This is a genomic window from Pseudoclavibacter terrae, from assembly GCF_008831075.1.
In the GTDB taxonomy this organism is placed as follows: Bacteria; Actinomycetota; Actinomycetes; order Actinomycetales; family Microbacteriaceae; genus Pseudoclavibacter; species Pseudoclavibacter terrae.
In genome coordinates this window covers 223,020-245,039 of record NZ_WBJX01000003.1, presented here as the reverse complement: position 1 = coordinate 245,039, position 22,020 = coordinate 223,020, and the positions used below count along the sequence as shown (strand labels likewise).

Here is a 22,020-nt window from a genome sequence, read left to right as displayed (position 1 = left end):
GGCGGTGTGTGGTTACCCCCCCCCGAACAGCGTCCAGAGGCCTGCACGAGAGCCTGATCGCATGTTCGGACCCGCATGCTGATCGGCTCGAGGCTGCGCAGCGCGCGTGGGCGGACGCGACGCCTCCCTCAGCGAAACTCGAAGCAGGCTTCGCCCTCGCGCAACTCGGCGACTACAGCGGCGACATCTCTTCGCTTGACTGTGAGCACAGGCTCCTTCCGTGGCGGGCCGGAGTCAAGTACTTCTCCGGTCACGACGTCGACGGCGGTTCGGGCCTGCATCGCTGACGTTGAAGCCGGGAGCCGCGAGCGAACTGGCCACGCAGGCAGGCGCGACTGTTCGCAGGGATGGGGTGCCGAGTGGCCCGTTTCGTCACGCTGGATGCATGGAAACGCAACGAACCGCAGACGCACAGCCAACCGATCCGACAGCCCCCGTTCTGAGTGGCCGCCCGAGGAAGCTGACCGCGGTGATCGCCACCGCCGGCGTCCTCGCGGCCGGCGCGATCGGCGTCGGGGCATGGTCGAACAGCGCGAACGCCAACGCGGATGTCGGCCCGGACCCGCACGAGGCGACCATGCAGGCGCTCGTGGACGCTGGCTACCCCGGTGTGCTCGCATCCGTCACCGACCCCGAGGGCAGGACCGCGAACCTCGCCCTCGGACAGGGCGACCTCGCCACGGGGGAGGCTCCACCCGTTGACGGGGAGGTGCGCATCGGCAGCAACACGAAGATGTTCGTCTCGACGATCGTCCTCCAGCTCGCCGAAGAGAGGCAGGTCGCCCTCGATGAGCCGATCAACACGTACCTGCCCGGCCTCGTCACCGGCGACGGGGTCGACGGCACGAAGATCTCCGTGCGCCAGCTCCTCCAGCACACCGCCGGCCTGCCCGAGTACGCGGACAAGATCGCCGCGGACGCGTTCGGCGCGCAGCACACCTATATCTCGCCAAGGGACATGCTCGACGTCGCGTTCGAGCGCCCCGCGGCCTTCGCCCCGGGCGAGAAGTGGGGCTACAGCAACACCAACTACCTTGTGCTCGGGCTCATGATCGAGGCCGTCACCGACCGGGCCCTCGCCACGCAGATCGAGGAGCGCATCACCTCACCTCTCGGCCTCGAGCACACCTACCTGCCCGCACCCGGCGAGCGGCAACTGCGCGGCGAGCATCCCCGCGGCTACCACGCGGAGACGCCTGGCGACTTCCGGGACATCACCGACCTGGACCCCGCGTTCGGCTGGGCCGCCGGAGCTCTGGTCTCGACGCCGTCGGAGCTCAACACCTTCACGCGGGCGCTCCTCGACGGCAGTCTCCTGAGCGCGGAGTCGATCGCCGAGATGCAGACGACCGTGCCCGCGGGAGACGAGCTGACCCCCGGGGCCGCGTACGGCCTCGGCGTGCAGAGCTACCCGCTGTCCTGCGGCGGAGTCGCGTGGGGACATGGGGGAGACATCCCCGGAACGCAGACCCGCAACGCCATCGGCCCCGACGGCACCGCCGTGACGATCGCCGTCACCGCGCTGCCCTGGGCGGTCGTGCCGGCCGACGACAACGAGCGGCTCCTCGCGCAGTACCGCATGGTGATCGACGCCCTCGACGAGACGCTGTGCGGGCAGTAGCAGACGACGCGTTCGCGTCGGGTGGTGGCCTCATCAACGGCCACCACCCGACGTGGTTGAATCGGGTCATGCGCTCATCGCCGCGGAACTCGGCCGTGATCGGCGCCCTCTGGTCCGCGACGCCCAGTCTCCTCGTGCTGGCGGGAGCCGTCGGATTCCTCGCGATCGGCACCTGGGATCGCGCACTCTTCGCGTCGGTTCCCGGAACCGGTTCACCGCTGCTGCTGGCGGGTCTCATCGCAGTGCAGGGGCTGCTGCTCTGGCCTCGCCGCCTCCGACCGCTGCCCGTGTTCGGGGCGGTCGTCGGCATCGACCTCGCCATCCTCGGCACGACGGCCGGTGAGCTCGGCATCGGCGCGCTCGCCGTGGGCATCGCCTCGTACCGTGTCGTGCGACACCTGCCCCGACGATCCGCGCTCATCGCGCTCGTCGTGGGGGCTGCGGCGACGACCACCGTCGGTGGCGTCGCGATGCTCCTCGGGTCACGCGAGGCGCCGCTCGTCCTCACCGCAACGCTGCTCCTGCGCATCCTGCTCCTCTACGTCCTCCCCGCGGGCATCGCCGACTACGTGCTCGGGAGGGAGCGGCTGACGGATGCGCTCCGCGAGCAGGCGCGCATGGCCGAGCAGCGACAGGTGGAGCGGGCGCGCGGCGAGCTCCGGGCGGAGCGCACCGCGCTCGCACGCGAGCTGCACGACATCGCCGGCCACCACCTGTCTGGCATCATCGTGAGCGCGCAGGCGGCGACGACCCTGACCCGCTCCGATCCCGAGCGCGCGCGGGCCATGATGCAGGGCATCCAAGACGATGCACGCACGACGCTCGTCGACCTCCGGCGCACCGTCGGGTTGCTGCGAAGCGACGACGACGATTCGAACAGCCGGCCAGATCGCCCGAGCCCCACCCCCGATCTTGCTGGCATCGAGACGCTCGTCGATGCCGCACGGGAGCGGGGCCAGGTCGTCGGATTCCGCGTCATCGGTGCGCCTCGGTCGCTCGGCCCGCTGACGGAGGCCGCCGCGTACCGCATGGTGCAGGAGTCCCTGGCGAACGCGGCCCGGCATGCTCGGGGTGCGCGCAGCGACGTCAGCGTCCGCTTCGATGAGGGCGAGGTGGCCATCGTCGTCGTGAACGCGCCGACAGGGCCTGCACCGGATGCGGTCGCGCCGCGCGCGCCCGCGCAGCCGGGGTACGGGCTCTCCGGCATGGCCGAACGGGCCGAGCTCGTGGGGGCGACTCTGAAGACTGGACGAACGAGCGACGGCGGCTGGCGCAACGAGCTCACGATCGGCGGCGCAGTCAGAGGCGTGGACCGAGACGGGGAGGCATCATGATCCGGATCCTCATCGCCGACGACCAGGCGGTCGTGCGCGCCGGGCTGTCCGTCATCCTCGGCGCTGAGGCCGACTTCGAGGTCGTCGCCGAAGCCGCCGACGGTGCAGAAGCGGCCCGCCTCGCTCGCGAGCTGAACCCTGACGTGGTCTGCATGGACATACGCATGCCGGGCACCGACGGCATCGAGGCGACGCGGACGATCGCCGCGGATCCATCCCTCCACGCCGCGGTGCTCATCCTCACGACCTTCGACGTCGACGCCGATGTATTCGCGGCGCTCGAGGCCGGGGCTGCCGGGTTCCTGCTCAAGGGGGCGGATGAGGCGACGCTGCTCGCTGCTGTCCGCTCGGTGGCCGCTGGGTACGGGACGCTCGACCAGCGGCTCACGCGCCGCATCCTCCATGAATTCGCTGACCGGCGGCGACCCGTCTCCGACCCCGCCCCGCCCACGGGGATCGTGCTGACCGAACGGGAGCTCGACGTGCTCGGGCTGCTCGCGCGCGGCCTGTCCAACGCGGAGATCGCCGGCGAGCTGTACGTCGAACCCACCACGGTGAAGTACCACCTCGCGGGGCTGCTCCAGAAGACCGCGTCGAGGGACCGCCTGCAGGTCGTGCTCTGGGGCATCCGCGCCGGGCTCGTCGACGTCCGCTGAGCGAGACCGCAGCGGGCGCGTTCGGCCCGGGATGGCGGCGCCCAGGTTGCAACACGGTGACGGCCTGACCCGCCGGGGAGCCACACACGACCCACTGGGTAGACTGGCCGCAGATCGTGAGGAGCGAACGATGACGATGCAAGTGGGGCCCACCGCGGTACCGGAACGCCTGTGGATGTCGATGATCGCCCGCGCCGTGCCCGCGCTGATCATCGCCGCCGTCATCACCTTCTCGCAGGACCACTCGGCCTCGTTCGGGTTCATCACCTTCGGGGCGTTCGCGCTCGCGTCCGGCGTGCTCATCGGCTTCGAGGCCGTCGGCTTCAAGGACCACCCGGCCCGCGCCCTCACCTTCGTGCGCGCCGTCGTCTCAGCCCTCGCGGGCGGCTTCGCCCTCTTCATGGGCACGGCCGAGATCGAGCACGCAACCCCGGCCGCGTTCATCGCGACCGTCGCGACCTGGGCGCTCGTCACGGGTGTGCTCGAGCTCATCAGCGCCCGAGTCGGTCGCGCCACCAAGTTCTTCTCCCGAGAGGTCCTCATCACCGGCGCCATCACGGTGCTGCTCGGACTCCTCGTCGCGATCATCCCACCAGACCTGCGCGTCGACTACGGCGGACTCGAGCAGGTCGAGGGCAGCCTCACCGCATCCGTGCAGACCGTCGGCTACGTCGGCGCGTACCTCGCAGTGCTCGGCGTGCTGCTGGTCATCGAAGGCATCACCCTTCGCGGCATCCTCGCGGATGCGCCGGCCGCCGAGCCAGAACTCACCAAGAAAGCCTGATTCCCCAGTGACACAACCCAAGCGCCGCGCGGTCTTGAAGCCATTCGAACTGCTCGGCATCTCCGCCGTCATGGCCGGATTCGTGCTCCTCATCCTGCTGCTCACCACGCAGGACTTCGTGCTCGCCCTCATCTTCGCCGGCGTCGCCTTCATCGCCGCGATCCTCGTGATCGCGATGCTCGTGCTCTCCTACTCGCCGAACCCCGACGCCGAGCGCTACCTCGACCGCTTCGAGAACGCCGAGCAGGGCGTCTCGCGCAGCGACGAGGGCGAGGAGAGTCGCGCGGCGAAGCGTGCGGCCGCCGAGGAAGCCGTGAACAGCGAGCCGGTCGTCGCGGACCCCGAGGCCACCGAGCCCGCAGGATCCGCCGAGCCCGTCGCGGAGCAGAAGCCGGCATCGACCCCCGGCACCCCCGCATCCACCCCGACCGCAGATGCAGAAGAGGCCCCGCTCGACGAGACGACGTCGGGCGAGGCCCCCACCAGCAAGTAGTCGCCGGACCGGGCTGAGCGTCTAGCCCAGGTGGTCGACGAGGCGCGACGAGGCGCCCGTGTAGCTGCCGGGCGTGAGCGCGAGGAGCGAGTCCTTCGCGTCCTGTCCGATGTCGAGGCCCGTCACGAACTCGACGAGCTCTGCCTTGCCGATGCGGCGACCACGCGTGAGGTCCTTCAGCACGGCGTACGGGTCCGCGATGGATGAGCGACCCGCGACGATCTCGGCGCGGATGACGGTCTGGATCGCCTCGCCGAGCACCTCCCAGTTGCCGTCGAGCTCGTTCGCGAGCAGCTCCTCGTCGACCGCGATCTCGCGCAGGCCGCGTGTCGCGTTGTCGAGCGCGAGCAGCGAGTGGCCGAACGCGACGCCGATGTTGCGCTGCGCGCTCGAGTCGGTGAGGTCGCGCTGCAGGCGAGAGGTGACGAGCGTCGAACCGAGCGAGTCGAGGAGGGCGCTCGAGATCTCGAGGTTCGCCTCCGCGTTCTCGAAGCGGATCGGGTTGATCTTGTGCGGCATCGTCGACGAACCCGTCGACCCTGCCTGCGGGATCTGGCGGAAGACGCCGCGCGAGATGTAGGTCCACACGTCGGTGCAGAAGTTGTGCAGGATGCGGTTGAACCGCGACACGTCGGCGTACAGCTCGGCCTGCCAGTCGTGCGACTCGATCTGCGTCGTCAGCGGGTTCCAGCTGAGGCCGAGGCCCGTGACGAACTCGTCGGCGAGCTGCTCCCAGTTCGTGTCGGCGCTCGCCGCCTGGTGCGCCGCGAAGTTGCCGGTCGCGCCGGCGAACTTGCCGAGGTACTCGGTGGCGTCGACGCGCTTCAGCTGGCGGCGCAGGCGGTGCGCGAACACGGCCAGCTCCTTGCCGAGCGTCGTCGGCGTCGCGGGCTGGCCGTGCGTCAACGACAGCAGGGGCACATCCCGGAGCTCGACCGCGAGCTGGGCGATGCGGTCGGCGAGACCTGAGGCGGCCGGAAGCCAGACGTCGTTCACCGCGTCGCGGATCGTGACCGCGTACGAGAGGTTGTTGATGTCCTCGCTCGTGCAGGCGAAGTGGGTGAGCTCTGCGAGCTCGCTGAGCCCGAGCTCCTCGAGGCGGGCGCGCACGTAGTACTCGACGGCCTTCACGTCGTGGCGCGTGCGAGCCTCGACCTCGGCGAGCTCGTCGATGTCCTTCTGGCCGAAGTCGGTGACGACGGCGCGCAACGCGGCGGCCTTGTCGGCGTCGATCTTGTGCGACCCGAACATCTCGCGGTCGGTGAGGAACAGCAGCCACTCGACCTCGACGTGCACGCGGGCACGGTTGAGGGCTGCCTCGGAGAGGTGCTCGCCGAGGCCTTCGACGCTCTTGCGGTAGCGCGAGTCGAGGGGGCTCAGCATCTGGGGAGGGAGGGGGCTCATTGTGCTCCTTGGGATGAGGACGATCCGGCGCGCGACGTGAGGGCCGACCGGACGACGGGCTCGATCTGGCGAAGAAGCTCCTCGCATGCGCTCGTGATCATGTCGCGCACGTGGTCGAAGAGCTGGTCGTTGCCATAGTACGGGTCCGGGACTTCCGTGATCCCGCCGGGAGGCGCGGGATGGAACGTGAGCAGTGGCTGCACGAGCGAGCGCTGCTCGTCGTCGGAGGCCCACGCCTTGAGGATGCGCCGCTGGCCGCGATCGAAGGTCACGATGAGGTCGAACGTGTCGAACCAGTCGACCTCGAACTGCTTCGCGCGGTGGTTCTCGGCCGTGAACCCGGCCCGCTCGAGCGCCGACTGCGTGCGCGGGTCTGCTTTCTCGCCGACGTGCCACTCTCCGGTCCCGGCGGACGCGATGCTGACGGCGCTGCCGAGCCCGAGCTTCTCGACCATGTCGCGGAAGATGACCTCGGCCATCGGGGAACGGCAGATGTTGCCCGTGCAGACGAAGATGATGCGAAAGACCGCGTCCTTGCTGTTTTTCGCCATGACGCCCATTGTCACGCATTCCGCGCCCATCCGCGTGCCCGTTCATCCGCTCTTCTCCAACGCCGCTGAACCCGGCCCCACTTCGCAGACCATTCGCCTGTGGACGCGACGCTGTGCACACCGCGGCTGGTGCATCCGTTCCGGTGCGCGTTCGCGTTCGACGATCGAAGCCTTCGAAGAATGAGAGGACGGCAGCCGATGCCAGAGACCATGCCAACCGTTCCCATTGCGGTGCCGGTGATCGGCCCCACCCTGCCGGCCGTCGACGCCGTCCGAGCGCAGATCCTCCGAGAACTGCAGCTCGTGGCGCTCGACAATGCTCGAGCGCTGCAGGCGTTCGACTCCGGAGCCCGCGACATCTGTTCTGGGCTCAGACTGCTCGCGAACGCGGACACGTGGAGTTCGCCCGCGCAACGGTGCCTCGCGCTGGAGGCGGAACTGCTCGCCGACGCGATCTCGCTCGTCGCCACCGCGGCCGCACTCGCGGAAGAGGACTACCGGTCGGTGCACGATGCCCTCGCCCTCGAATCCGCGGCGTTGAGCGCACGGTGAGCGGCGAGCTTGTCGTCGTCGGCGCGAGCGATGTCCGGGCCGTCGCCGCGCGCGCTGGCCTCCTCGCGGCGGACTTCACGGTGCTGCGCTCCATCCTCGCCGCGCAGGAGTGGATGCCCCCGAACGCCTGGTTGAGCTCATCCGGCCTGCCGTTCGCGGCCTCGTCCGCACAAGCCGAAGTGGCGTTCTACGGAGGTGCACCGCTCGAGCTGCAGCTCTCCTCGCTGAGCGCCCGCATCCTCACCGCCGCTGAGCTCTACGAACGTGCCGAGGTCCTCTCTCGGGCCGTGGTCGAGGCGGTCGGTGCCAGCATCGCCAACGCGCTCGGCCGCTCGGTGCCGCTCACGGTCGCGCTCCTGGGACCAGCGGCCGGCATCGCTGCGGTCGTAGCCCTGTCCGGCGACGCGCCCACGCTGAGCGACCCGCGCATCCAGGACCTCATTCGCGTGACCGTCGAGAACGCCGACGACTTCGCGCTCGGCCTCCTCGGTCTGCCGCCGATGCCGGGCGCGGATGGCAGCAGCCTCGTCTCGTGGGCCCTCGCGGGCGCGGGTGCCCTCGGCCTCGTCCCGAGCGATCGTTTCCGGGTGACGAGCGCCGCCGTCCCGCTCGAGGGGCGGGGCGCGCCGCCCGTCGGCCTTCGCGACCTCGTCGCAGCCATCCCGCCCTCCGTCGACGGCGGACCTCAGGTGCGCATCACGAGCTACGTCGACGCGAGCGGCGAGCAGCTCCACGAGGTCGCGATCACGGGGACATCGAACCAGGCGTACGGGACGACCGAGAACCCCTTCGACCTCGCCGGCAATCTCGCCGCCTACGCGGGTATCGACGCGCAGTCGGTCTCCGCCGTGCTCGCTGCCATGGACGTTGCCGGCATCGACCCTGGCGACGCCGTCGTGTTCGCCGGCTACTCCCAGGGCGCGCTCGTCGCGGCGGCCATCGCCGGCACGGGCAAGTTCGACATCAAGGGCCTCGTCTCCATCGGCGGCCCGATCGACGCGGAGAGGCTCCGCCTGGAGCTGCAGAAGCAAGAGCGGAGCAGCGGGCGGGAGGCTCCCATCATCGAGATCCAGCACAGGGAGGACCCGATCGTCGGACTGCAGGGACTTGCGCCCGACGGCTCGGACTCGACCATCGTGGTCGCCGACGCCGACGCCGTGACCCCACTCGACGAGGACCCGCTCGCCGCGCACTCCCAGGCCAGGTACCTCGACACCGCCGGCCTCGCCGACGCGAGCGGCGACCGCGCCCTTGCTTCAGCCCGGGCCGACCTGCTCGAGGCGTACGACGGGCTTCAGATCGCCGAGACGAACCTCTACACGATCGATCGGCTCGACCCGCTTCCAGGCATGGATGAGCGACCTGAGGACCTCGTCGAACGCATCGAGCAGCAGTTCGCGGCGGTCACCGAGGAGATCGAGAACGGTCCGCTCGAACTCGGAGCTCAGGGTCGTCGCTCGTGACCGTGGTCGATACCAGTCACGTCACCGAGACTCCTGAGGCCGTCCCAAGCCCGGTTTCCTACCGTTGAGAACACGACAACGCGCGCTGACACATACAAGGGAGTATGCAATGCCACAACGCCGAGCCGGCGAGCACGCCGAGCACTTCTCACCCCTGCCCACCGCCAGCACAGAGACCCAGATGCGCTCCCCGGGTGAACGAGCCGAAGCCTTCTCCGGCAAGACGACCCGCAATCGCTGGCTGGGGTTCGTCGGCGGCATCGCCCTCGCCGGCCTCCTCTATTGGGCCATACCGGCCGAGGCCAGCCACGATGCGAGACTCACGGCGGCCGTTGCCGGGCTCATGGCCGTCTGGTGGATGACTGAAGCCCTCCCCATCCCCGCCACCGCACTGGTCCCGCTCGTCGCCTTCCCTCTGCTGGGCGAGGGCACCGAGGAAGCCCCCATCGACGTCTCCTCCGTCGGCGCGAGCTACGGCAACGACATCATCTTCCTGTTCATGGGCGGGTTTCTCATCGCGCTCTCGATGCAGCGTTGGAACCTTCACCGACGGATCGCACTCATGGTGCTGAAACTCATGGGGGAGCGCACCGGCGCGATCATCGCCGGGTTCATGATCGCCACCGGCTTCCTCTCCATGTGGGTGTCGAACACCGCCACCGCGGTCATGATGCTGCCCATCGGTCTCTCGGTTCTCGAGCTCGTGAGCGACACCATGGAACGCAAGGGCGTCATCGAGAAGGGCGCAGGCGCCAAGGGCGCACTCAAGACGAAGTTCGGCGTCGGGCTCATGCTCAGCATCGCCTACGCGGCGTCCATAGGTTCGCTCGGCACCATCATCGGCACCCCGCCGAATGCGCTGCTCGTCGCCTACATGGCGCAGGAGCACGACGTTCAGATCGGCTTCGGCCAGTGGATGCTCGTCGGCCTGCCGCTCTCCATCGTGCTCCTCAGCATCGCCTGGTGGCTCTTGGTCAAGGTGCTGTTCAAGCCCGAAGTCGAGCGAATCCCAGGCGGCCGCGAAGTCATCGGCCACGAGATCAGCAAGCTGGGGCCGGTGGCGACCGGGGAGAAACTCGTCCTGGCTATCTTCGTCCTGGCCGCGGTCAGCTGGATCGCGATTCCGCTCCTCTTCGAGAGCCCTCCCATCACCGATGCCGGCATCGCGCTCGCGGCCGGCCTCCTCCTGTTCCTCATCCCCGCAGGTGCAGAGCGCGGTGTGCGCCTGCTCGACTGGGAATCAGCGGTCAAGCTTCCGTGGGGCGTGCTGCTCCTCTTCGGCGGGGGCCTGGCACTCTCGGCACAGTTCTCGTCCTCCGGCCTCACCGAATGGATCGGTGATGCCTCCCAGGCGATCGGCGGCCTCCCGGTCGTGCTCATGGTCGTGATCCTTGCGGCGGCGATCCTCTTCCTCACGGAGATCACCTCGAACACGGCGACAGCCGCCACGTTCCTCCCGCTCGTGGGTGGCATCGCCGGCGGCATCGGCGTCGATCCGCTCCTGCTCACCATCCCCGTCGCCCTCGCGGCGACGTGCGCCTTCATGCTGCCCGTCGCGACCCCACCCAACGCCGTGGTCTTCGGAACCGGCTACGTCACGATCAGTCAGATGGTGAAGGGCGGACTGTGGCTCAACCTCGTCAGCATCGTGCTCATCAGCGCCACCACGATGACCCTCGCGGTGTGGGTGTTCACGATCGTGTACTAGCTAGTCCTCGCGGCGGCGCCTGTCGCTCTTGAGCTTCGAATCGGCACCACGGACCCAGGCGCCGAGGATCGACGTGATGACCGACATGATGAGCGCCGCGAGCACCGCCCACCAGAAGCCGGAGACCTCGATGCCGAAGCCGATGCTCTCGCTGATGACACCGACCAGCCAGAAGAGGAACCCGTTCACGATGAACGAGATGAGCCCGAGCGTGAGGATGTACAGGGGGAACGCGACGACCCGCACGAAGCCGCCGACCACGGCATTCACGACACCCCAGATGAGACCGAACAGCGTGAGCGTTCCGATGACGCCCCACGTCGAGTCCTCGAACGGGACCACCTGCACGTGCGACTGCAGGATGAGGGTCACAACCCAGAGGGCGACGGCGTTGATGATGATGCTCAAGAGGGCTCGCATACGCGTATTCTCCCCGATGCCGCGGGGAACGGCCTGGGTCGGCCGACACCATCCCCTCGTCCATCTCGTGCAGGGTCTGCCCGAACTGTTGGAGGATTTCTCCTGAACCGAGGTGGGGCGGAGAACTAGACTGGCGAAATCTCGGGCAACCGCATTCGGGATCGGAACAGCAGGAAGGCGCCACACGACGTGACTCCAGGCGACGAGACCGTGCAGATCCTCACCCCAGAGGGAGAGGTGAAGCCGACGAAGGCCGCCGAGCCCTTCCTGGAGCAGCTCGAGCTGCTGGGCACCGAGGACTACCTCCGCGCGTACCGCGACATGAGCTACGTGCGAGCATTCGACCGCGAGTCGACCATGCTGCAGCGCCAGGGCCAGCTGTCGCTCTACGTCCCGGCCGAAGGCCAGGAGGCCGCGCAGATCGGCTCCGCCTACGCCATGCGTCCGCAGGACGCGGTGTTCCCCTCCTACCGCGAGCACGGCGTCGCGTTCGTGCGCGGCGTGGACCTCGTCGACGTGCTGCGCCTGCTGCGCGGCGTGACCCACAGCGGATGGTCGCCGGAAGGCCACGGCGTGCGTCCCTACACGCTCGTCATCGGCTCTCAGACCCTCCACGCCACCGGCTACGCGCTCGGCCAGAAGTTCGACGGGGCCACGGGCACCGGCGACCTCGACAAGGACGAGGCGACCGTCGTCTACTTCGGCGACGGCGCGACGAGCCAGGGCGACACCAACGAGGCCTACGTCTTCGCGACGAGCTACCAGGTGCCGCTCGTCTTCTTCCTGCAGAACAACCAGTGGGCGATCTCCGTGCCCGTCTCCGTGCAGGCGAACAACCCGCTCTACAAGCGCGCGGGCGGCTTCGGCATGCCCTCGACGCACATCGACGGCAACGATGTCATGGCGAGCTTCGCCGTGACGCGTGCGCACCTCGAACGGGCGCGCGCGGGCGGCGGCCCCGGCTTCATCGAAGCTGAGACGTACCGCATCGGCGCGCACACCACGACCGACGACCCCACCAAGTACCGCACGAAGGACGAAGAGGAGTCGTGGCGTCGCCGCGACCCCATCGCCCGGCTCGGCGCCTACCTGCGCGGCCAGGGCGTCGGCGAGGACTTCTTCGCCGGTGTCGATGAGGCGGCGAAGGACTACGCGGCCGACGTGCGTCGCGGCGTCTTCGAGATCGAAGAGCCGGACAACGACTCGATGTTCGACAACGTGTACAGCGACGCGCACCCGCAGCTCGAGGAAGAGAAGCAGTGGCTGCGCCGATACGAGGCGTCCTTCGACGAGGCCGCGAACCAGGAGGCAAGCCGATGACCGACGTCGCCACGAGCACCACCCAGAGCGGGCCTGAGGCGGATGCGCCGGAGACGGTCACGATGCCGCTCGCGAAGGCCATCAACGCCGGCCTGCGCCGCGCCATGGAGGACGACGACAAGGTCGTCCAACTGGGTGAGGACATCGGCACGCTCGGCGGCGTCTTCCGCGTCACCGAGCACCTGAAGCGCGACTTCGGGGCGAACCGCGTGCTCGACACCCCGCTCGCGGAGTCCGGCATCATCGGCACCGCCATCGGCCTCGCCATGCGCGGCTACCGGCCCGTGTGCGAGATCCAGTTCGACGGGTTCATCTTCCCCGGGTTCGACCAGATCACGACGCAGCTCGCGAAGCTCACGAACCGCAACGAGGGCCGCCTGCAGATGCCGGTCGTCATCCGGGTGCCATACGGCGGGCACATCGGCGCCGTCGAGCACCACCAGGAGAGCCCCGAGGCGTACTTCGCCCACACAGCCGGCCTGCGCCTCATCTCCCCGTCGACGCCCAACGACGCCTACTGGATGATCCAGCAGGCCATCAAGAGCAACGACCCCGTCATGTTCTTCGAGCCGAAGAGCAAGTACTGGCAGAAGGGCGAGGTCAGCCTCGGCGCTCCTGCCGCGGGGATGCACGCGAGCCGCGTGGCCCGCACCGGCACCGACGCGACGGTCGTCGCGCACGGCGCCATGACCGCAGTCGCTCTGCAGGCCGCCGCCGTGGCCGAGAACGAGGGCATCAGCATCGAGGTCATCGACCTCCGCTCGCTGAGCCCCATCGACTACGCGCCCATCGTCGAGTCCGTTCGCAAGACGGGTCACCTCGTCGTCGCACAGGAAGCGCCCTCGAACGCGAGCATCGGCTCCGAGATCGCCGCGACCGTGCAGGAGCGGGTGTTCTTCTCGCTCGAGGCCCCCGTGCTTCGCGTGTCGGGCTTCAACGTGCCCTTCCCGCCAGCCAAGCTCGAGGCGAGCTACCTGCCGGACGCGGACCGCATCCTCGAAGCCGTCGACCGCTCGCTCGAGTACTGACCTCGGCACCCGACGCCCGCACGCACCCTGACGCACAGATAGAGACCAGCACGCATATGAGCACCGAGAACTTCGAACTCCCCGACGTCGGCGAGGGACTCACCGAGGCCGAGATCGTCTCCTGGCACGTCAAGGCCGGCGACACCGTCGAACTGAACCAGACGCTGTGCGAGATCGAGACCGCCAAGTCGATCGTCGAGCTGCCGAGCCCCTTCGAGGGTCGCGTCGTCGAGCTCTTCGCGAGCGAAGGCCAGACGGTCGACGTGGGCAAGCACATCCTCTCCATCGAGACCGCCGGCGCCAGCAGCGGCAGCGAGGCGCCCGCCGCGGCTCCCCAAGCGCCGGCAGCCGACCTCGAGTTCGACGCGGCACAGGCGGATGCGGCTTCGACCGTCTCCACGGAGGGCGCCGAGTCCGGCGCCAACTCGGTCCTCGTCGGCTACGGCCTCGGCGACGCGCCCACGACCCGCCGCCGCAAGAAGTCGGCGGCGCCAGCCCAGCCGACGCGCCCCGCGCAGATCCCGGCTCCGGCTCAGCCCTCGCACCGCCCGCCCGCACAGGCCCAGGCGCCGGCTGCGGCAGGAGCGCAGACGCAGGCGCGACCCGGGTCGGTGCCCGCCGCATCCGCATCGCCGATCATCGCGAAGCCTCCCATCCGCAAGCTCGCGAAGGACCTGGGTGTCGACCTGTCGCAGGTGGAGCCAACCGGCCTCGCCGGTGAGACGACGCGCGACGACGTCATCCGCCACGCGCAGCAGGCGAGCGTCTTCAAGAACCTCGAGACCCCCATCTGGGGCGAGGTGCGCGAGGAGAAGCACCCCGTCAAGGGCGTGCGGAAGGCGACGGCGAACGCCATGGTGTCGTCGATGTTCACGGCCCCGCACGTCACGCTGTTCACCGATGTGGACGCGACCCGCACGATGGAGTTCGTGAAGCGACTCAAGGCGTCGCCCGACTTCGCTGGCGTGAAGGTCTCGCCGCTGCTGATCGTGGCGCGCGCCGTGATGTGGGCGATCCGTCGCAACCCCATGGTGAACGCGGCGTGGACCGACGAGGAGTACACGGTCAAGCACTACGTGAACCTTGGCCTCGCCGCCGCGACCCCGCGCGGGCTCATCGTGCCGAACATCAAGGACGCGCACGCCATGACCCTGCACCAGCTGGCGCAGGCGATCGAGCAGCTCACGTACCGCGCGCGTGACGGCAAGACGCCGCCGACGGAGATGCGCGACGGAACGTTCACAATCACCAACATCGGTGTCTTCGGCATGGACACGGGCACGCCCGTCATCAACCCGGGCGAGGTCGGCATCCTCGCGCTCGGCACGATCAAGCTGAAGCCGTGGGTGTTCGAGGATGAGGTCCGCCCGCGCATGGTGACGACCCTCGGGGCGTCGTTCGACCACCGCCTCGTCGACGGCGACGTCGCGAGCCGCTTCCTCGCCGACGTGGCGACCATCGTGGAGGAGCCCGCGCTGCTGCTCGACTGACGGCAGGCAGAAGCGGGGTTCGAGTGAATGTGTGGTAACTTAGGGGCTTTCGTCCCAGCTTGGTTGTACTTCGGGCTGCTCCTCTGAATGGAACCGCTCCGTGCAAGAAACCCACGTCACTTCCCGTAGGACGCTCCTCACCGCCGGTGCCTGGGCCGCGCCCGTCGTCGCCGTCGCCTCCATGGCACCGGCCGCTGCCGCCTCCCAAGTGGTGTCCTGCGCTCCCACGCAGATCCCGCAGGCCAACGGAACCGGCACCTCCGGCTGGACGACGACGCTGGGGTCGAACCCGAACGACGCGCCAGCGGCCTGGACAACCACGGCCACTCCGAGCCCGAACGTGGGGACGCCGTTCTTCCGAGCGTTCACGGACTCGGCCGCAACGGTCTCCGGGGCGACGCTCGTCACCAGCACGGTGCAGATGAGTGTCGTCTCCAACACGGTCTACACGATCCGGTTCAACGTCCAGGCCGGCAAGGGGTACATCGCTGCCGGGGGCGGGGCAACCTGCGCGACCATCAACTCGACCGCGATCTTCGATATCGGCACGGGGACCACGCGCCAGGTGCTGTTCCGTGGCCACACGCAGACCGCGGCAGGCGCGAACCCGAGCGTCTTCATGAATCCGCCGGCGAGCTGCACGGTCGGCGGTCCCCGCGTGAATGCGCCCGGGTACGGCGGCGTCGCCGGTGCTGTCTACACCACGACGGTCACGTACACGGCGGCATCGACGGGCACGGTCGAACTGCGCATGCGCTTCACCATGGCTGCAGGCACGAACTCGGGCAACAACGACGACTGGTACGTCAAGCCGACGCTGGTCTCATGCCGTCGCTCTGGCGGCTGAGGCCGGACGCCGCTCCTGCACGGAGCTCAGCGTGGACCCTGCGCTCGCGGCGACGACCAGGAAGATCGCGATGATCGCGAGCAGGCCGACGTCCTGACCGAGCAGTAGCCAGCCGGAGAGCGCGGCCATGACGGGCTCCAGGCTCAGCAGCACGCCGAACACGTGCTTCGGTACGCGCCGCAGGGCTGCGAACTCGAGTGAATACGGGACAACCGACGACAGCATCGCCGTGCCGAGGGCCAAGAGGAGGAGCCAGGGGGCCGCCACCGCTGCGGCGACGCCCCCGAATCCGAGCGGCATCGTGAGCACGCCCGCCACCGCGAACGCGACCGCCAGGCCTCCCGTCCCGGGGACCCAGGCACCGACTCGGGCGCCGATGAGGATGTACCCGGCCCAGAACCCGCCAGCGATGAGCGTGAACAGCACCCCGAGCGGGTCGAGCGGCTCCCCGGAGTCGAAGCTCTCCACCCCGAGCAGCGCCATGCCCACAAGGGCCAGGCCGACCCAGGCCAAGTGCTGGGGTTTGCGAGAGAGCACGGCCGCGAGCGTCAGCGGCCCGATGAACTCGATGGCCACGGCGGGACCCAGTGGGATGAGCGCGAGCGACGCGAAGAAGAACCCGTTCATGCCCGCGATCGCGACTCCGAACAGCAGCACGTGCATCCACTGGCGTCGCGACCAGCTCAGGATGCGTGGGCGGGCCACGAGCAGCAGCACCCCGGCGGCGAGCAGCAGTCGCAAGGTGGTGACGCCCCAGCTGCCGAGTTCCGGGAAGAGCTGCATCGCGAGCGCGGCCCCGAACTGCAGGGAGATGCAGGACGCGAGGATCATCGCGACGGCTGGCATGGTGCCGCTTGGTCGGATGCCGGCGCGTGTTCCGACGCCGAAACCGACGCCGACGCCGACGCCGGTGGCGGCAGCGGACGGTGTGGTTGGTCGGGTCGCTGGGGTGGTCATGAGCCAACTGTCGATCAGGGACGCGTGTTTAGTCTAGTGAACGTCTCTCACGCATAACATGTAGCGCAGCTAACAGAGAAGGGGTGAAGAGCATGCTCAACCTCTCCCGCCTGCGCATGCTCCGCGAGCTGCGCCGGCTCGGCACCCTCAGCGAAGTCGCACGCTCGCTCTCGTACACGCCGTCGGCGATCTCACAGCAGCTCGCGGTGCTCGAGCGCGAGGTCGGCGTGCGGCTGCTCGAGCGCTCGGGGCGACGGGTGCTGCTCACGGCGGACGCGATCGCGCTCGTCGAGCACACCGAGGTGGTGCTCGCGCGCCTCGAGCGGGCGGAGGCCGAGCTCGCCGCGGCGCAGACCGAGGTGCGCGGCACGCTGCGGGTCGCCTCGTTCCAGAGCGTGCTGCTGTCGATCGGCCCCATTGCGCTGACGCTGCTCGCCGAGCGTCACCCCGGTCTGCAGGTCGAGATCACGCAGCGCGAGGTGACAAGCGCCTACGAGGGGCTGCTCGCGCACGACTTCGACCTGATTCTCGGCGAGGAGTACCCGGGGGTGCCCGAGCCGCACCGTGCTGGCGTCCACCGAGAGGACTTCACGACGGATGCGCTGCGCCTCGCCATGCCGACCACGGGGCCCTTCGCTGACCTCGACAGCGACATCGCCGCCCTGTCGGACGCATCCTGGGCCGTTGATCCGGAGGGCAGCACGACAGGGCGCTGGGAGCGAGCCACCTGCAGGGCGGCGGGGTTCGAGGCAATCGTCCGCTTCGAGACCACCGACCCGCTGCTGCATGCGCACCTCGTGCGGACGGGCCACGCAGTGTCGTTCATGTCGGAGATCATCGCCGCCCAGCACCTCGCCGGAATGCGCCTGGTCGCCTTGCCAGGCGACCCGCACCGTGTGCTGTTCACGGCCGTGCGCGACGGGCGGGCCCAGCATCCCGCCATCCGCGCGTTCCGCGAAGCGATCACCGAGGCTGCAACGCGGGCCTCGCCGTGAGCGTGAGCGCGAAATCGCTGGCCAGGGTTGTGGCGTGATGCGGTTCAGGTTTCGTTGAAGAGCGCTTCGCCACAACTCTGGCCGGCGGTGCTTTGGGCGGGGCGGCCGGGGCGGCAGGCGGCCGGCTGCGGCGTCGGGAAAGAGTTGTGGGGGGATGTTGTCGGCGCGAGCTTGGAGCGCAGATGCCCACAACTCTGTCGCAGGCGCACGCGCAGGACGTGCGGCACCGGCTCAATTGACATTGATTCTCAGTACGCTTTAGACTCCACTGGTGAACCTTCGCGCACCCTCCCTCATCGCCCTCGCCGGACTCTCGACGCTCGCCCTCGCGGCGTGCTCCGGCCCGGCGGCCGGCAGCGACGCATCCGCTGCCCCCACTGCGGAGGGCGAGGCATTCACCGTCGTCGCGACGACCACGCAGGTGGCCGACTTCACGCGTGAGCTCACCGACGGCCTCAACGTCGAGGTCACGCAGCTGCTGCAGCCCGGCATGAGCGCGCACAGCTTCGAGCCCACCCCCGCCGACCTCGTCGCGCTCGGCTCAGCGGACCTCGTCGTCTCGAGCGGCGCCGGCCTCGAGGAATGGCTCGACGCGGCCGTCTCGTCGAGCGGATACGCGGGCGAAGTGGTGGATGCGTCCGCCGACGTCACCCTCTCGGGCAGCCACGAGCACGACCACGGTGAGGAAGCGCACGCCGAGGAAGGCCACGACCACGCCGAGGGTGAAGAGCACGATCACGCTGAGGGTGACGAGCACGCTCACGCAGAGGAGACGACAGCCGGAGCCGACGAGCACGCCGAGGGCAACCCGCACACGTGGACCTCGCCCGCCAACGCGAAGCTCATGGCGACCGAGATCGCGACGCACCTCGAGGAGCTGCCCGGCATCGACGCCGCCGCGGTGCAGGCGAACGCCGACGCGTATGACGCCGAGCTCACCGAGCTCGACACGTGGATCGCTGCGAACGTCGACGCGGTGCCCGAGGCCGATCGGGTCGTCGTCACGAACCACGACGCGCTCCACTACTACCTCGAGCAGTACGGCATCACGTTCGTCGGCTCGATCATGCCGAGCTTCGACGACAGCGCCGAGCCGAGCGCGGCCGAGATCGACGCCCTCATCGCCGAGATCAAGGAGCACGACGTGAAGGCGATCTTCACCGAGACGCAGCTTTCACCGCAGAACGCGGAAACCATCGCAGCGCAGACCGGCGCGAAGGTCTTCTCGGGCGACAAGGCGCTCGCGACGGATGCGCTCGGCGAGCCGGGCACCCCGACTGGCACGTATGTCGGTGCGACGGTGCACAATACTCAGATGATCATCGAATCCTGGGGCGCGACAGCGACCGACGTGCCTGAGGTGCTTGCCCAGCAGTGACGCAGCGCAGCCCCCTCGTCTCGTACCGCGACGCCTCCATTGCCTATGGCAGGGAGGCGCCCGCGTTGACCGGCGTGTCGTTCGAGGTGGGGCAGGGCGACGCGGTCGCGCTGCTCGGCCCCAACGGCGCCGGCAAGTCCACGCTGCTGCAGTCGCTCCTCGGGTTGCTGCCGACGACCGGCACCGCCGAGGTGCTCGGCACTACTCCAGGGGCCCGCGCTTCCGAGGTGGGCTACCTGCCGCAGTCGACGCACATCGACCCCGACTTCCCCGTCTCGCTCGGCCAGGTGGTCATGATGGGCCGCTACCGTCGCCTCGGTCTGTTCCGCTGGCCAGGGGCCGCTGACCGCGAGGTGGTTCGGCGCGCGATCGAGACGGTTGGGCTGACGGACCTCGCGAAGACCACGTTCGGCGAGCTCTCCGGAGGGCAGCGCCAGCGCGCCCTCCTCGCACGCGCGCTTGCGACCGAGCCCAAGCTCATCCTGCTCGACGAGCCTTTCAACGGCCTCGACCGCACGAACCGGGACGCGCTCATCGCGACCCTGCTTCGCCTCCGGGAGACGGGCGTCGGCATCGTCGTCTCCACGCACGACCTCGAGCTCGCCCACGAGGTGTGCTCGCATGTGCTGCTGCTGAACGGGCGGCAGATCGCGGGTGGCCCGATCTCTGAGGCGCTGACGGATACGGCGCTCGCGGCCGCCTTCTCCGGCACGTCCGCCGACACGGAAGCGCACGGCGGCGCCCACGGCACGCTGTGCGCGCCGGGCGGCGACGACGCGGACGAGCACGAGCGGGCCCGGGTGTGACCGACCTCTCGATCCTGCTGCAGCTGCCGTTCGTGCAGAGCGCGGCCATCGCCATCATCGTGCTCGCCGTCGCGAGCGCGATCGTGGGCACGGCCCTCGCGCTGCGCGGCCTCGAGTTCCTCAGCGATGGGCTCGTGCACTCGGTGTTCCCCGGCGTGGTGATCGGCTTCATCGCCGCTGGCACCGACGGCGTCTACGTCGGAGCGGGCATCGCGGCGCTCCTCGCGACGGTGGCCCTGACGATCGCCACGTCCAAGGGCATCGGCTCGGATGCGACCATCGCGGTGGTGCTCGCCGGCGCGTTCTCGCTCGGCATCGTCATCGTCTCGCGCAGCGTCGACTACGCGTCTGGCCTCGAGCACCTGCTGTTCGGGCAGCTGCTCACCGTCTCCAGTGGCGACATCGTCGCGATCTGCGTGCTCGGCGGTGCCGCGATTCTGCTGGTGCTCGCCACCTGGAAGGAGCAGCTGCTCATCTCCTTCGACCGCAAGCAGGCGCAAGCGTCTGGCCTGCGGGTGCTCGCCTACGAACTGGTCCTCAACATCGCCATCGCGCTGGTGGTCGTCGCGGCCGCTCGCGCGGTCGGCAACCTCCTCGTCCTCGCCCTGCTGATCGTGCCCGTCGCCGTCGCGCGCCTCCTCGTGCGCCGAGTGTGGGCGATCGTCGCAGTCTCGCTGCTCGTCTCGGTCGCCTGCGGACTCGTGGGTCTCTGGGCGGGGCTCTGGCTGTCGCTGGATGCGGGCATCCAGGCCTCCCCGAGCGCCGTGCTCGTGCTGGTGCTCGTCGCGCTGTACCTCGTGGTCGTGGCCGCGACGAGGCTGGCCGCGCTCGGGTCGTCGCGCCGCGGTCGTGGGCGCGCAACGGCAACCCGCGTCGCGACGCCAGCACGCGCCGAGGTGGTCTCGTAGCCGTGGACTACTTCTCCCTCGCACTCCTCACCGGTGCGCTCGTCGGCCTCCTCAGCGGCCTCGTCGGCGTGCTCGTGCTGCTGCGCCAGCGCGCGTTCTACACGGTCGCCCTCACGCACGCGACGTTCCCAGGCGGCGTCTTCGCGGCCGTCGCCGGCATCAACATCGTGGTGGGCGCGTCCATCTTCAGCCTGCTGCTCGTGGCCCTCATGGCGGCGCTCTCGCGCGTGCCGAGGCAGGGCAAGCAGGTCGCCGCCGGCATCGTCCTGAGCTTCGGCTACGCGCTCGGCATGCTGTTCGCGTCCCTGAACCGCGGCCAGTCGGTGCGCGTCGACTCGTACCTGACGGGGTCGATCCTCGCCATGAACCCCACCAACGTGTGGCTGCTCGGCGGCGCGCTCGTGGTGGTCGCGCTCGTCTACGCGCTCTTCGGCAAGGAGCTGCTGTTCTCCAGCTTCGACACCCGCGGCTTCCGCGCGGCAGGCTTCCGAGAGGGCACGTGGGACCTCGTCGCGCTGGCTCTCATCACGCTCACCGTCGTGGTCGCGATGCCGGCCATCGGGTCCATCCTCGCGATCGCCATGATCGCCGCCCCGGCCGCCGCCGCCCGCCTGCTCACGAAGCGCATCGGCTGGATGCTCGCGCTCGCCTGCGCGTTCGGTGTCACGGCGGCGGTCGTCGGGCTCCAGGTCTCGCGGTCGCTGTCGTTCGCGGCCGGCGGCTCGATGGCGCTTGCCGCGGTCGCGATCTTCGTGGTCGCGTTGTGCGCGAAGGCGATCACGCAGCGGTTCGCGCAGGGCGTCTCGCACCGCGCATCCGCCCCGGGTATCGTCGGCTGATATGAGCGACGAGACGAACGGCGAGAACGGCGGCGCCACTGCAGCACCCGCGGCCCCCGTCAAGCGGAACACTCGCCAGCGCGAGGCCGTGCGTCGGGCCCTGGCCGAGTCGCCGGAGTTCGTGAGCGCGCAGGTGCTGCATCAGCGGCTGTCAGCCGCGGGGGAGCGCATCGGGCTCGCGACCGTCTATCGCACGCTCGGGGCGCTCAGCGAGAGCGAAGAGGCCGACTCGCTGCAGAACGCAGAGGGCGAGGTTGTCTACCGCGCCTGCGAGATGGGCGAGCACCACCACCACCTCATCTGCCGCAACTGCGGAGCCGCCGTCGAGATCACGGCCGATCCGGTCGAGCAGTGGGCGGCGAGCGTCGCCGCGAAGCACGGCTACACGCAGGCGAGGCACGTCGTCGACATCTTCGGCCTCTGCCCGAAGTGCACGGCGCTCGCGGAAGCGTCCGCCTAACCCTCG

Annotated in this window: 22 protein-coding genes; 18 read left to right on the top strand and 4 right to left on the bottom strand. The window is 69.4% G+C overall.

Annotation, left to right across the window (positions count from 1 at the left end; translation table 11 throughout):
- Window positions 1-385 precede the first annotated feature (385 nt).
- The 5 genes from F8O03_RS10615 to F8O03_RS10595 all read left to right on the top strand — a co-directional run bounded on the left by F8O03_RS10615 (window position 386) and on the right by F8O03_RS10595 (window position 4,888).
- Window positions 386-1,621 carry a serine hydrolase domain-containing protein gene (locus F8O03_RS10615; RefSeq protein WP_151423850.1) on the top strand — a complete coding sequence of 412 codons (1,236 nt, stop codon included), beginning with the start codon at window positions 386-388 and terminating at the stop codon, window positions 1,619-1,621.
- Entirely contained in the window at window positions 1,609-2,955 is a 1,347-nt protein-coding gene (locus F8O03_RS10610; protein ID WP_151423849.1) for a sensor histidine kinase, read from the top strand. The genes F8O03_RS10615 and F8O03_RS10610 overlap by 13 nt, the downstream gene beginning before the upstream one ends.
- Complete coding sequence (locus F8O03_RS10605) at window positions 2,952-3,611, top strand: response regulator transcription factor (protein WP_151423848.1); 660 nt, start codon at window positions 2,952-2,954, stop codon at window positions 3,609-3,611. The genes F8O03_RS10610 and F8O03_RS10605 overlap by 4 nt, the downstream gene beginning before the upstream one ends.
- Before the next feature lie 130 nt (window positions 3,612-3,741).
- A complete protein-coding gene (locus tag F8O03_RS10600) occupies window positions 3,742-4,395 on the top strand; it encodes a DUF308 domain-containing protein (RefSeq protein ID WP_146079210.1) in 654 nt (217 codons plus the stop codon).
- Window positions 4,396-4,402: 7 nt separating this feature from the next.
- Entirely contained in the window at window positions 4,403-4,888 is a 486-nt protein-coding gene (locus F8O03_RS10595) for a hypothetical protein (RefSeq protein ID WP_151423847.1), read from the top strand.
- A gap of 21 nt (window positions 4,889-4,909) precedes the next feature.
- Here F8O03_RS10595 and purB read toward each other — a convergent pair whose 3' ends face one another.
- Together purB and F8O03_RS10585 are read right to left on the bottom strand one after the other, a co-directional pair.
- Window positions 4,910-6,292: an adenylosuccinate lyase gene (gene purB / locus F8O03_RS10590; RefSeq protein WP_151423846.1), complete on the bottom strand. Its 1,383-nt coding sequence runs from the start codon at window positions 6,290-6,292 to the stop codon at window positions 4,910-4,912.
- Window positions 6,289-6,843 (bottom strand): low molecular weight protein-tyrosine-phosphatase, encoded by a 555-nt coding sequence (locus tag F8O03_RS10585; RefSeq protein ID WP_308471317.1) that lies wholly within the window; start codon window positions 6,841-6,843, stop codon window positions 6,289-6,291. The genes purB and F8O03_RS10585 overlap by 4 nt, the downstream gene beginning before the upstream one ends.
- Before the next feature lie 198 nt (window positions 6,844-7,041).
- Between F8O03_RS10585 and F8O03_RS10580 the strand changes: the two genes are divergently transcribed.
- The 3 genes from F8O03_RS10580 (at window position 7,042) to F8O03_RS10570 (ending at window position 10,566) form a co-directional block, all read left to right on the top strand.
- Window positions 7,042-7,395 (top strand): hypothetical protein, encoded by a 354-nt coding sequence (locus tag F8O03_RS10580; protein WP_151423845.1) that lies wholly within the window; start codon window positions 7,042-7,044, stop codon window positions 7,393-7,395.
- Window positions 7,392-8,858: an alpha/beta hydrolase gene (locus tag F8O03_RS10575; RefSeq protein WP_151423844.1), complete on the top strand. Its 1,467-nt coding sequence runs from the start codon at window positions 7,392-7,394 to the stop codon at window positions 8,856-8,858. The genes F8O03_RS10580 and F8O03_RS10575 overlap by 4 nt, the downstream gene beginning before the upstream one ends.
- Window positions 8,859-8,967: 109 nt before the next feature.
- Window positions 8,968-10,566 (top strand): SLC13 family permease, encoded by a 1,599-nt coding sequence (locus F8O03_RS10570; protein WP_151423843.1) that lies wholly within the window; start codon window positions 8,968-8,970, stop codon window positions 10,564-10,566.
- Here the strand turns inward: F8O03_RS10570 and F8O03_RS10565 are convergent, their stop codons facing one another.
- On the bottom strand, window positions 10,567-10,986 hold the full coding sequence (locus tag F8O03_RS10565) for a phage holin family protein (protein ID WP_104254339.1): 420 nt from the start codon (window positions 10,984-10,986) through the stop codon (window positions 10,567-10,569).
- A gap of 189 nt (window positions 10,987-11,175) precedes the next feature.
- On the opposite strand from F8O03_RS10565, the gene F8O03_RS10560 reads away from it, so the two are divergent.
- The 4 genes from F8O03_RS10560 to F8O03_RS10545 all read left to right on the top strand — a co-directional run bounded on the left by F8O03_RS10560 (window position 11,176) and on the right by F8O03_RS10545 (window position 15,671).
- Window positions 11,176-12,306, top strand: a complete 1,131-nt coding sequence (locus F8O03_RS10560) for a thiamine pyrophosphate-dependent dehydrogenase E1 component subunit alpha (protein WP_151423842.1) — start codon at window positions 11,176-11,178, stop codon at window positions 12,304-12,306.
- Window positions 12,307-12,368: 62 nt separating this feature from the next.
- Window positions 12,369-13,334, top strand: a complete 966-nt coding sequence (locus F8O03_RS10555) for an alpha-ketoacid dehydrogenase subunit beta (protein WP_104254611.1) — start codon at window positions 12,369-12,371, stop codon at window positions 13,332-13,334.
- 56 nt (window positions 13,335-13,390) lie between these two features.
- Window positions 13,391-14,824 (top strand): dihydrolipoamide acetyltransferase family protein, encoded by a 1,434-nt coding sequence (locus F8O03_RS10550; RefSeq protein ID WP_151423841.1) that lies wholly within the window; start codon window positions 13,391-13,393, stop codon window positions 14,822-14,824.
- A gap of 100 nt (window positions 14,825-14,924) precedes the next feature.
- Window positions 14,925-15,671: a hypothetical protein gene (locus tag F8O03_RS10545; protein ID WP_151423840.1), complete on the top strand. Its 747-nt coding sequence runs from the start codon at window positions 14,925-14,927 to the stop codon at window positions 15,669-15,671.
- Here F8O03_RS10545 and F8O03_RS10540 read toward each other — a convergent pair.
- The gene (locus F8O03_RS10540) at window positions 15,648-16,628 is read right to left on the bottom strand and encodes an EamA family transporter (protein WP_208851846.1); all 981 of its coding nucleotides are present in this window, start codon (window positions 16,626-16,628) and stop codon (window positions 15,648-15,650) included. The two genes, F8O03_RS10545 and F8O03_RS10540, sit on opposite strands and share 24 nt — an antisense overlap.
- A gap of 92 nt (window positions 16,629-16,720) precedes the next feature.
- Between F8O03_RS10540 and F8O03_RS10535 the strand changes: the two genes are divergently transcribed.
- From F8O03_RS10535 to F8O03_RS10510, 6 genes are all read left to right on the top strand, one after another.
- Window positions 16,721-17,623, top strand: a complete 903-nt coding sequence (locus F8O03_RS10535) for a LysR family transcriptional regulator (RefSeq protein WP_151423839.1) — start codon at window positions 16,721-16,723, stop codon at window positions 17,621-17,623.
- Window positions 17,624-17,894: 271 nt separating this feature from the next.
- On the top strand, window positions 17,895-19,001 hold the full coding sequence (locus F8O03_RS10530) for a metal ABC transporter substrate-binding protein (protein ID WP_244296179.1): 1,107 nt from the start codon (window positions 17,895-17,897) through the stop codon (window positions 18,999-19,001).
- Window positions 18,998-19,807 (top strand): metal ABC transporter ATP-binding protein, encoded by an 810-nt coding sequence (locus F8O03_RS10525; protein ID WP_151423837.1) that lies wholly within the window; start codon window positions 18,998-19,000, stop codon window positions 19,805-19,807. Before F8O03_RS10530 ends, F8O03_RS10525 begins: the two co-directional genes overlap by 4 nt.
- Entirely contained in the window at window positions 19,804-20,715 is a 912-nt protein-coding gene (locus tag F8O03_RS10520; RefSeq protein WP_167516547.1) for a metal ABC transporter permease, read from the top strand. The genes F8O03_RS10525 and F8O03_RS10520 overlap by 4 nt, the downstream gene beginning before the upstream one ends.
- A gap of 2 nt (window positions 20,716-20,717) precedes the next feature.
- Entirely contained in the window at window positions 20,718-21,554 is an 837-nt protein-coding gene (locus F8O03_RS10515; RefSeq protein ID WP_167516546.1) for a metal ABC transporter permease, read from the top strand.
- 1 nt (window position 21,555) lies between these two features.
- Window positions 21,556-22,014: a Fur family transcriptional regulator gene (locus F8O03_RS10510; RefSeq protein WP_151423834.1), complete on the top strand. Its 459-nt coding sequence runs from the start codon at window positions 21,556-21,558 to the stop codon at window positions 22,012-22,014.
- Window positions 22,015-22,020: the final 6 nt, after the last annotated feature.